Here is a 10,734-nt window from a genome sequence, read left to right as displayed (position 1 = left end):
AACGGTCTGTCTTCGGATGCCGGCCCCAGTGAACTCCAGCTTCGGTTGGGGGTGATGGGTGGCTGGTCGTTGTTTGAGAACTGCACAGTGGACGCGAGCATCTGTGGCCAAGTTTTTAAGGGCGCACGGTGGATGCCTTGGCACCAGGAACCGATGAAGGACGTGGGAGGCCGCGATAGTCCCCGGGGAGTCGTCAACCAGGCTTTGATCCGGGGGTTTCCGAATGGGGAAACCCGGCAGTCGTCATGGGCTGTCACCCACTGCTGAACACATAGGCAGTGTGGAGGGAACGCGGGGAAGTGAAACATCTCAGTACCCGCAGGAAGAGAAAACAACCGTGATTCCGGGAGTAGTGGCGAGCGAAACTGGATGAGGCCAAACCGTATGCGTGTGAGACCCGGCAGGGGTTGCGCATGCGGGGTTGTGGGATCTCTCTTCTGTCGTCTGCCGGCGGCAGGACGAGTCAGAAACCGTTGATGTAGGCGAAGGACATGCGAAAGGTCCGGCGTAGAGGGTAAGACCCCCGTAGTCGAAACGTCAGCGGCTCGTTTGAGAGACACCCAAGTAGCACGGGGCCCGAGAAATCCCGTGTGAATCTGGCGGGACCACCCGCTAAGCCTAAATATTCCCTGGTGACCGATAGCGGATAGTACCGTGAGGGAATGGTGAAAAGTACCCCGGGAGGGGAGTGAAATAGTACCTGAAACCGTGTGCCTACAAGCCGTGGGAGCGTCGGAACAAGGCTTGCCTTGTTCTCGTGACTGCGTGCCTTTTGAAGAATGAGCCTGCGAGTTTGCGGTGTGTTGCGAGGTTAACCCGGGTGGGGTAGCCGTAGCGAAAGCGAGTCCGAAGAGGGCGTTTCAGTAGCACGCTCAAGACCCGAAGCGGAGTGATCTAGCCATGGGCAGGTTGAAGCGGAGGTAAGACTTCGTGGAGGACCGAACCCACCAGGGTTGAAAACCTGGGGGATGACCTGTGGTTAGGGGTGAAAGGCCAATCAAACTCCGTGATAGCTGGTTCTCCCCGAAATGCATTTAGGTGCAGCGTCGTGTGTTTCTTGCCGGAGGTAGAGCACTGGATAGGCGATGGGCCCTACCGGGTTACTGACCTTAGCCAAACTCCGAATGCCGGTAAGTGAGAGCGCGGCAGTGAGACTGTGGGGGATAAGCTCCATGGTCGAGAGGGAAACAGCCCAGAGCATCGACTAAGGCCCCTAAGCGTACGCTAAGTGGGAAAGGATGTGGAGTCGCACAGACAACCAGGAGGTTGGCTTAGAAGCAGCCACCCTTGAAAGAGTGCGTAATAGCTCACTGGTCTAGTGATTCCGCGCCGACAATGTAGCGGGGCTCAAGCGTACCGCCGAAGTCGTGTCATTGCGATATATACCCCCAACGGGGATCGTGATGGGTAGGGGAGCGTCGTCTGCCGGGTGAAGCAGCACCGGAAGGTAGTTGTGGACGGTTGACGAGTGAGAATGCAGGCATGAGTAGCGATTCACACGTGAGAAACGTGTGCGCCGATTGACTAAGGGTTCCTGGGTCAAGCTGATCTGCCCAGGGTAAGTCGGGACCTAAGGCGAGGCCGACAGGCGTAGTCGATGGATAACCGGTTGATATTCCGGTACCCGCTGTGAAGCGTCAAACATCGAACCAGGCGATGCTAAGTCCGTGAAGCCGTCCCGGAGCCTTCGGGCAAAGGGAAGTGGTGGAGCCGACGGACCAGACTTGCAGTAGGTGAGTGATGGGGTGACGCAGGAAGGTAGTCCATCCCGGGCGGTGGTTGTCCCGGGGTAAGGGTGTAGGCCGTGCGATAGGTAAATCCGTCGCACATAAGGCTGAGACCTGATGCCGAGCCGATTGTGGTGAAGTGGATGATCCTATGCTGTCGAGAAAAGCCTCTAGCGAGTTTCATGGCGGCCCGTACCCTAAACCGACTCAGGTGGTCAGGTAGAGAATACCGAGGCGTTCGGGTGAACTATGGTTAAGGAACTCGGCAAAATGCCCCCGTAACTTCGGGAGAAGGGGGGCCACACCTGGTGATGGGCTTTACGTCCTGAGCTGGGGGTGGCCGCAGAGACCAGCGAGAAGCGACTGTTTACTAAAAACACAGGTCCGTGCGAAGCCGTAAGGCGATGTATACGGACTGACGCCTGCCCGGTGCTGGAACGTTAAGGGGACCGGTTAGTCGAGATTCGTCTCGGCGAAGCTGAGAACTTAAGCGCCAGTAAACGGCGGTGGTAACTATAACCATCCTAAGGTAGCGAAATTCCTTGTCGGGTAAGTTCCGACCTGCACGAATGGCGTAACGACTTCTCGACTGTCTCAACCATAGGCCCGGTGAAATTGCACTACGAGTAAAGATGCTCGTTTCGCGCAGCAGGACGGAAAGACCCCGGGACCTTTACTACAGTTTGATATTGGTGTTCGGTTCGGCTTGTGTAGGATAGCTGGGAGACTGTGAAGTCCCAACGCCAGTTGGGGTGGAGTCGTCGTTGAAATACCAGTCTGGTCGTGCTGGATGTCTAACCTGGGTCCGTGATCCGGATCAGGGACAGTGTCTGATGGGTAGTTTAACTGGGGCGGTTGCCTCCTAAAGGGTAACGGAGGCGCCCAAAGGTTCCCTCAGCCTGGTTGGCAATCAGGTGTTGAGTGTAAGTGCACAAGGGAGCTTGACTGTGAGACCGACGGGTCGAGCAGGGACGAAAGTCGGGACTAGTGATCCGGCGGTGGCTTGTGGAAGCGCCGTCGCTCAACGGATAAAAGGTACCCCGGGGATAACAGGCTGATCTTCCCCAAGAGTCCATATCGACGGGATGGTTTGGCACCTCGATGTCGGCTCGTCGCATCCTGGGGCTGGAGTCGGTCCCAAGGGTTGGGCTGTTCGCCCATTAAAGCGGTACGCGAGCTGGGTTTAGAACGTCGTGAGACAGTTCGGTCCCTATCCGCTGTGCGCGTAGGAGTCTTGAGAAGGGCTGTCCCTAGTACGAGAGGACCGGGACGGACGAACCTCTGGTGTGCCAGTTGTTCTGCCAAGGGCATGGCTGGTTGGCTACGTTCGGGAGGGATAACCGCTGAAAGCATCTAAGCGGGAAGCCTGCTTCGAGATGAGGACTCCCACCCACTTGATGGGGTAAGGCTCCCAGTAGACGACTGGGTTGATAGGCCGGATCTGGAAGCACGGTAACGTGTGGAGGTGACCGGTACTAATAGGCCGAGGGCTTGTCCTCAGTTGCTCGCGTCCACTGTGTTGGTTCTGAAACCACGAACAGCCCCACGTGCCACACGTGGCGCGGCGTTCACAGTTTCATAGTGTTTCGGTGGTTATAGCGTGAGGGAAACGCCCGGTTACATTCCGAACCCGGAAGCTAAGCCTTACAGCGCCGATGGTACTGCAGGGGGGACCCTGTGGGAGAGTAGGACGCCGCCGAACTCCCTTTAGAGCTCTGGCTCTTGGGCACACAGCCCAAGAGTCAGAGCTTTTTTGCGTTGAGGTAAGGTCAGGGAGCATCGTTGGCTCGTTTCCTACTGGAGGCCCCCGGGTGGAGGTCCAGGAGACCCGTGTTCAGACGGACCGGGTCCTCACCATCCCGAACATCCTCAGCATGGCGCGTCTCGTCGGCGTGCCCCTGTTCCTGTGGCTGATTCTCAGGCCTGAGTTCGGAGGCCCGCAGAGTGACGGCTGGGCTCTCCTGGTGCTGGCCCTGAGCGGGATCAGTGACTACCTGGACGGCAAGCTCGCGCGACGCTGGAACCAGATCAGCAGCCTCGGCAGGCTCCTCGACCCAGCTGCCGACCGGCTCTACATTCTCTCGACTTTGGTGGGGCTCACCTGGCGGGAGATTCTCCCTGTCTGGTTGACGGCTGTACTTCTCGCGCGAGAACTGGTTCTGCTGGTGATGGTGGGGATCCTCAGACGGCACGGCTATCCGCCGCCCCAGGTGAACTTCCTCGGGAAGGCCGCCACCTTCAACCTGATGTACGCCTTCCCGCTTCTGCTGCTCAGTGACGGAAGTGGATGGCTGGCGTCACTCGCTGCTATTTTCGGATGGGCGTTCGCAGGTTGGGGTACAACGCTCTATTGGTGGGCAGGAGTCCTCTACGTGGTACAAGTCCGCCGCCTGGTCCGTGCGGACGCCATGGCCGACTGAGCTCGCCGATTCTCAGCTACCAGTGGCTCGATGGCCCGCGGCGGAAAAGTGCGGGACAATCTGGACGGGTGAAGTCGGCTAGACCGTCGTCTCTTCAAGGAGGACGCTTCCGACATGAAGGCCGTCGTGATGGCCGGAGGCGAAGGCACGCGCCTTCGTCCTATGACCTCGAGCATGCCCAAGCCGCTCCTGCCGGTGGCCAACCGGCCGATCATGGAGCACGTTCTGAGGCTGCTCAAAAGGCATGGGCTCAACGAGACCGTCGTCACTGTGCAGTTCCTGGCGTCATTGGTCAAGAACTACTTCGGTGACGGTGAAGAGCTCGGAATGGAGCTCAGCTATGCCAACGAGGAGAAGCCACTCGGTACCGCCGGAAGCGTCAAGAACGCAGAGGAGGCGTTGAAGGACGACGCCTTCCTCGTGATCTCCGGCGATGCCTTGACCGACTTCGACCTCACCGAGCTGATCAACTTCCACAAGGAAAAGGGCGCTCTCGTCACGGTCTGCCTGACGCGGGTGCCCAATCCCCTGGAATTCGGCATCACGATCGTCGACGAAGAGGGCAAGGTCGAGCGTTTCCTGGAGAAGCCGACCTGGGGGCAGGTCTTCTCGGACACCGTGAACACGGGCATCTACGTGATGGAGCCCGAAGTCTTCGAGTATGTCGAGGCCGATGTCCCAGTGGACTGGTCCGGCGATGTCTTCCCGCAGTTGATGAAGGAAGGCAAGCCGATCTACGGCTATGTCGCGGAGGGCTACTGGGAGGACGTCGGCACGCACGAGAGCTACGTGAAGGCCCAGGCCGACGTGCTGGAAGGCAAGGTCGACGTCGAGCTCGACGGCTTCGAGATCTCGCCGGGTGTGTGGGTGGCCGAGGGCGCCGAGGTGCATCCCGATGCCGTTCTGCGAGGGCCGCTCTACATCGGGGACTACGCGAAGGTCGAGGCCGGCGCTGAAATCCGGGAGCATACCGTCGTCGGATCCAACGTCGTCGTGAAGAGCGGAGCCTTCCTGCACAAGGCCGTCGTGCACGACAACGTGTATGTCGGGCAGCACAGCAATCTACGTGGGTGTGTGGTCGGAAAGAACACCGACATCATGCGGGCGGCCAGGATCGAGGACGGGGCCGTCATCGGTGATGAATGCCTGATCGGTGAAGAATCGATCGTGCAGGGTAATGTGCGGGTCTATCCGTTCAAGACCATCGAAGCCGGTGCGTTCGTCAACACGTCGGTGATCTGGGAATCGCGGGGACAGGCGCATCTCTTCGGCGCCCGTGGGGTGTCGGGAATCCTGAACGTCGAGATCACACCCGAGTTGGCCGTGCGTCTCGCCGGCGCCTACGCGACGACGCTGAAGAAGGGCTCCACCGTCACCACCGCCCGCGACCACTCGCGTGGTGCCCGGGCGCTCAAGCGGGCGGTCATCTCCGCGCTGCAGGCCAGCGCCATCGACGTACGGGACCTGGAGAACGTGCCGCTGCCGGTGGCGCGGCAGCAGACTGCTCGGGGGAGTGCCGGCGGGATCATGATCCGGACCTCGCCCGGGGTGCCGGATTCCGTGGACATCATGTTCTTCGACGGGCAGGGCGCCGATCTCTCGCAGGGTAGTCAGCGGAAGCTGGACCGGGTGTTCGCGCGGCAGGAGTACCGGCGGGCGTTCCCGGGAGAGATCGGGGACCTGCATTTTCCGGCCAGCGTCTTCGACTCGTACACCGGGTCGCTGCTGCGGAACGTGGACACGACCGGGATCTCCGAGTCGGGGCTGAAGGTCGTGGTCGACGCCTCGAACGGCAGTGCCGGGCTTGTGCTGCCGAGTCTGCTCGGGAAGCTCGGGGTGGACTCGTTGACCATCAATCCCGGTCTGAACGAGGCCAGGCCGACGGAGACCGGTGACCAGCGGCGCTCGGGACTGGTGCGGCTCGGGGAGATCGTGGCCTCCTCGAGGGCCGCCTTCGGGGTCCGGTTCGACCCCGTGGGTGAGCGGCTGTCCCTGGTGGACGAGAAGGGCCGGATCATCGAGGACGATCGGGCGCTGCTCGTGCTCCTCGACCTGGTGGCCGCCGAGCGGCGCAGCGGGCGGGTGGCCCTGCCGGTGACCACTACGAGGATCGCGGAGCAGGTGGCGGCCTATCACGGGACGCAGGTCGAGTGGACGACGACCTCGCCGGACGACCTGACCCGGGTCGGGCGGGACGAGTCGACCATCTTCGGCGGAGACGGCAAGGGCGGCTTCATCGTCCCGGAGTTCAGCAGTGTCTTCGACGGTACGGCGGCCTTTGTGCGGCTGATCGGGCTCGTGGCCCGGACGCAGCTCACGTTGAGCCAGATCGACGCGCGGATTCCTCGGGCGCACGTCCTGAGGCGGGATCTGGCGACCCCGTGGGCGGTCAAGGGGCTCGTGATGCGACGGGTCGTCGAGGCGGCCGGAGACCGCTTCGTGGACACCACCGACGGCGTCCGTGTGGTGGAGACGGACGGGCGCTGGGTGATGGTGCTGCCCGACCCGGCCGAGGCGGTCACGCACCTGTGGGCAGAGGGGCCGGACGACGCCTCCGCGCAGGCACTCTTGGACGAGTGGTCGGCGGTCGTGGACAGCGCCGGACGCTGAAACGCGTACCACGCGCGCGTGCCGGACAGGTGTCCCCCAGGGGGCCTGTCCGGCACGCCGGTGGGGCCGTTCGGAGGTACTGGGCGCGACGTGCGACGATGTGCGGCATGCCGCAGCAGCCCCCCGTTCGGAGCACACCCGCGCGCGCGTCGCGCCCGGACGCGTCCATGTCGCTGCTCACCAACGTCATGGACCACAGCCTCGACGACGGCTACGCCGAGGCCGCCGCCCGGAAGCAGGCCGAGGGCGCCGGTGGCATGCCCAGGACGCTGCGGGCGAAGCTCGGCCTCGCCGCAGGGCTGGTGCTCGCGGCCCTCGTGGTCACCGTCGGGGCGGCGCAGGCGCGGATCGCCGCGCCGGCCGTCGCCAAGGAGCGCGAGGATCTGATCGACCGCATCGACCGCGAGACCGAGGCAGCGGACAAGCTGGAGAGCACGGTCGACAAGCTGCGCGACGACGTGAGCGCGCGGCAGCGGGAAGCGCTCAGGGAGAGCGGGGGCGGCGAGCAGGCGGAGCTGGTGGGCGTTCTGGCGGGTGCCGTCGAGGTGCACGGCACCGGGATCAAGCTCGTCGTGGATGACGCCAAGGAAGCCTCCACGGGTGGCGACGGTGACCCGCGCGAGACCTCGGGGTTCTCCGACACCGGGCGGGTGCGCGACCGTGATCTGCAGCGCGTGGTCAACGGGCTGTGGGCCTCGGGCGCCGAGGCCGTCTCCATCAACGGACAGCGGCTGACGGCGCTGTCCGCGATCAGGGCCGCGGGCGACGCGATACTGGTCGACAACAAGCCGGTGGTGCCGCCGTACACGGTGCTGGCGGTGGGGGACGGGAAGAAGCTCAGCACCCGGTTCCAGGACAGCGCGGACGGGCTGTATCTGCACGCCTTGCAGGAGAACTTCGGCATCCGGACCGCCATTTCCGTGGAGGACGACGTCCGGTTGCCCGCCGCACCGAGTGTGATCGTACGTACAGCACAGCCGAGAACTGAGAAGGGCACATCGTGATCGCCGTACTGGGCCTCGTCGTGGGAGTCGTGGCCGGCCTGTTGGTTCGGCCTGAGGTTCCGGCGGTCGTCGAGCCTTATCTGCCGATCGCCGTCGTGGCGGCGCTCGACGCCGTCTTCGGAGGTCTGCGGGCCATGCTCGACGGCATTTTCGACGACAAGGTCTTCGTGGTGTCGTTCCTGTCGAACGTGGTCGTCGCCGCCCTGATCGTGTTCCTGGGCGACAAGTTGGGCGTGGGTGCTCAGTTGTCCACTGGTGTCGTGGTCGTGCTCGGCATCCGGATCTTCTCCAACGCCGCGGCGATCCGCCGGCACGTGTTCCGGGCGTGAGGCCGATGAGCAACCAGGAAGAGACGCAGTCCGAGGAGACACCGACGACGAGGCTGCGCAGGGAGTTGCCCGCGGAGGTTCCTGCGGCGGCCCCGCAGGCGGATGCCTCCGAGGAGGCCACCGAGCCCGCACTGACCGGGCGGCAGCGGCTCGTGAAGGGGCTGTGGCCGCCGCGCGTCACCCGGGCCCAACTGATCGTCGCCCTGCTGCTGTTCGGCCTGGGCTTCGGCCTGGCCGTCCAGGTGGCCTCCAACAGCGACGGCAGCAATGCCCTGCGCGGCGCGCGTCAGGAAGATCTCGTGCGCATCCTCGATGAACTGGATGACCGCAGTCAGCGTCTTGAGGACGAGAAGCAAGGGCTCGAGAAGCAGCGGCAGGAGTTGGAGAACAGTTCCGACCAGGCCGAGGAGGCCCGCAAGCAGACGGTCGAGAAGGAGAAGCAACTCGGCATTCTGGCGGGCACGGTGGCTGCTCAAGGGCCCGGCATCACCATGACCATCGAGGACACGAAGGGGACGGTCGAGGCGGACATGCTGCTCGACGCGATCCAGGAGCTGCGCGCGGCGGGGGCGGAGGCGATCCAGGTGAACGGTGTACGGGTCGTCGCCGGCACGTATCTGACGGATTCCGGCGAGAGCGTGAGCGTCGACGGGAACAAGATCAACGCGCCCTATCGTTTCAAGGTCATCGGCAAGCCGCAGGACCTCGAACCGGCGCTCAACATCCCTGGAGGCGTGGTGCAGACTCTCGAGAAGGAGCAGGCCACCGTGACCGTCGAGCGATCGACCAAGATCGTCGTGGACGCCTTGCGAGCGGCGGAGCAGCCTGACTACGCTCGGTCGTCCTCCCAGTGAACCGGGGGTGCATGGGGGCCTTCCGGCAGGGGCATGAGGCTGCGGGGGGTCGGCGCACCGATCGGGTGGTGCGTGGTGGAAACTGTCTGGTGGATACGGACGTTGTGCAGGTGTCCGGGTCGGCCGGTGTAATCAGTCAGGGTTCGTCCTGCCCCACGGGCGGGTCTGTTTCGGTCAAGGGGAATCGCCCGTGAAGTTGTTTGCGAAGTTGTTCGGCAAGAGCGCGCGAGAGGGCAGCGACAACGCGACCGCCCGTCATCGCGCACAGCCTGACGCGGAAGGTCAGCGGCCGCTGTTCCGGGACCAGGTACCTGGTCCGGGTGGTGACATTTCCGGTGGCCAGGGCGGGGCGTCGGTTGACCCTGCCCAGTCCGGCGACATAGGTTTCGGGCAACCGTCAACCTCAAGTACGGGTGGAGGGTTTTCCCCTATGTCGGCCCTGGTGTGTACGAGGTGCGGTAACCGCAACGCGGAGAACAGCCGCTTCTGCTCCAACTGCGGCGCGCCACTGAGGCCCGGCCTGACGCCCGAGCGTGCGTCGGAGACGACCTCCACCATCTCCATCTCGGGTCTCGAGGCGTACGACTCCGAGACCACCGGCCAGACGCAGCTGCCGGCGCTCTCTCCCGAGGCGCAGGCCGCGGTGGACGCGCTGCCGCTGGGCTCCGCGTTGCTGGTCGTGCGTCGCGGGCCCAACTCGGGCAGCCGTTTCCTGCTGGACGGCGACCTGACCACGGCCGGGCGTCACCCGCAGAGCGACATCTTCCTGGACGACGTGACGGTCTCGCGCCGTCATGTGGAGTTCCGGCGCCGCCAGGACGGTTCGTTCACGGTGGCCGACGTCGGCAGTCTGAACGGCACGTATGTCAATCGCGAGCGGATCGACGAGGTCCCTCTGTCGAACGGTGACGAGGTGCAGATCGGCAAGTACCGGCTGGTCTTCTACGCGAGCCAGCGAGGCTACTGACCCTCCCCCGGGCTCGGTCCGGGGGCACCCCCAGGGAAGGCCCATGCTTCGAACGCCGAGGGGCGGTGCCGGACACGGCACCGCCGCTGCGGACGGTGGTCCGATGAGCATCGGCGCGGTGCTGAACGTGCTGCGTGACGAGTTCCCCGAAGTCACCATCTCCAAGATCCGTTTCCTGGAGTCGGAGGGGCTCGTCGAGCCGGAGCGGACCCCGTCGGGGTATCGCAAGTTCAGCACCGAGGACGTCGAGCGTCTCGGCCATGTGCTGAGGATGCAGCGGGACCACTATCTGCCGCTCAAGGTGATCCGGGAACACCTGGACGCGATGGAGCGCGGCGAGGCTCTGCCGCTGCCGACACTGGGGCGGCAGCGGGACGGGGAGGCCGTCCAGGAACCGTCCGACGCGCCCACCGTGGCCCGCATCGGGCGGACCGAGCTATTGGCGGCGGCCGGGATCGACGAGCGCGAGCTCGAGGAGTGGGAGTCGTACGGCCTTCTCGTGCCGTTGGGCGACGGGGTCTACGACGCGGAGGCGGCCACGGTGGCCTCGCTCATCGCCGAGCTGGGGCGGTTCGGGATCGAGCCCCGGCATCTGCGGGTGATGAAGGCCGCCGCCGACCGCGAGGCAGGGCTCGTGGACCAGGTGGTGGCCCCGCTCAAGCGACACCGCAATCCGCAGACCAGGGCCCATGCGGAGGCTCGTACGAAGGAGCTGGCGGGGCTCACGGTCAGGTTGCACGCGGCGCTCGTGCAGATCGCGCTGGGCGTGCGGCTGCCCTGAGGAAGGCGGCGTCGGGCGGCCGGATCGGTCACCCGTTCCCGG

The 10,734-nt window shown here is 64.2% G+C and carries 7 protein-coding genes and 2 rRNA genes; all 9 read left to right on the top strand.

Features of this window, described 5'->3' with window-relative positions; genetic code table 11:
- Positions 1-105 precede the first annotated feature (105 nt).
- The 9 genes from ACPT94_RS18485 (at position 106) to ftsR (ending at position 10,692) form a co-directional block, all read left to right on the top strand.
- Positions 106-3,226, top strand: a 23S ribosomal RNA gene (locus ACPT94_RS18485).
- A gap of 86 nt (positions 3,227-3,312) precedes the next feature.
- Positions 3,313-3,429: ribosomal RNA gene (gene rrf, locus ACPT94_RS18480) — 5S ribosomal RNA — on the top strand.
- Between the two features lie 109 nt (positions 3,430-3,538).
- Positions 3,539-4,147, top strand: a complete 609-nt coding sequence (gene clsA, locus ACPT94_RS18475; RefSeq protein ID WP_189944145.1) for a cardiolipin synthase ClsA — start codon at positions 3,539-3,541, stop codon at positions 4,145-4,147.
- 114 nt (positions 4,148-4,261) lie between these two features.
- On the top strand, positions 4,262-6,757 hold the full coding sequence (locus tag ACPT94_RS18470; RefSeq protein WP_360342087.1) for a sugar phosphate nucleotidyltransferase: 2,496 nt from the start codon (positions 4,262-4,264) through the stop codon (positions 6,755-6,757).
- Between the two features lie 167 nt (positions 6,758-6,924).
- A complete protein-coding gene (locus ACPT94_RS18465; RefSeq protein WP_425246309.1) occupies positions 6,925-7,761 on the top strand; it encodes a DUF881 domain-containing protein in 837 nt (278 codons plus the stop codon).
- Positions 7,758-8,090: a small basic family protein gene (locus ACPT94_RS18460; RefSeq protein ID WP_003988855.1), complete on the top strand. Its 333-nt coding sequence runs from the start codon at positions 7,758-7,760 to the stop codon at positions 8,088-8,090. Before ACPT94_RS18465 ends, ACPT94_RS18460 begins: the two co-directional genes overlap by 4 nt.
- A 5-nt stretch (positions 8,091-8,095) precedes the next feature.
- On the top strand, positions 8,096-8,944 hold the full coding sequence (locus ACPT94_RS18455; protein ID WP_360342090.1) for a DUF881 domain-containing protein: 849 nt from the start codon (positions 8,096-8,098) through the stop codon (positions 8,942-8,944).
- A gap of 82 nt (positions 8,945-9,026) precedes the next feature.
- Complete coding sequence (locus ACPT94_RS18450) at positions 9,027-9,911, top strand: FHA domain-containing protein (RefSeq protein WP_360342447.1); 885 nt, start codon at positions 9,027-9,029, stop codon at positions 9,909-9,911.
- Between the two features lie 43 nt (positions 9,912-9,954).
- The gene (ftsR, locus tag ACPT94_RS18445) at positions 9,955-10,692 is read left to right on the top strand and encodes a transcriptional regulator FtsR (RefSeq protein ID WP_425246302.1); all 738 of its coding nucleotides are present in this window, start codon (positions 9,955-9,957) and stop codon (positions 10,690-10,692) included.
- Positions 10,693-10,734: the final 42 nt, after the last annotated feature.

This window comes from Streptomyces aurantiaciflavus (genome assembly GCF_049808595.1).
GTDB lineage: Bacteria > Actinomycetota > Actinomycetes > Streptomycetales > Streptomycetaceae > Streptomyces.
This window is presented reverse-complemented; position numbering and strand designations above follow the sequence as displayed.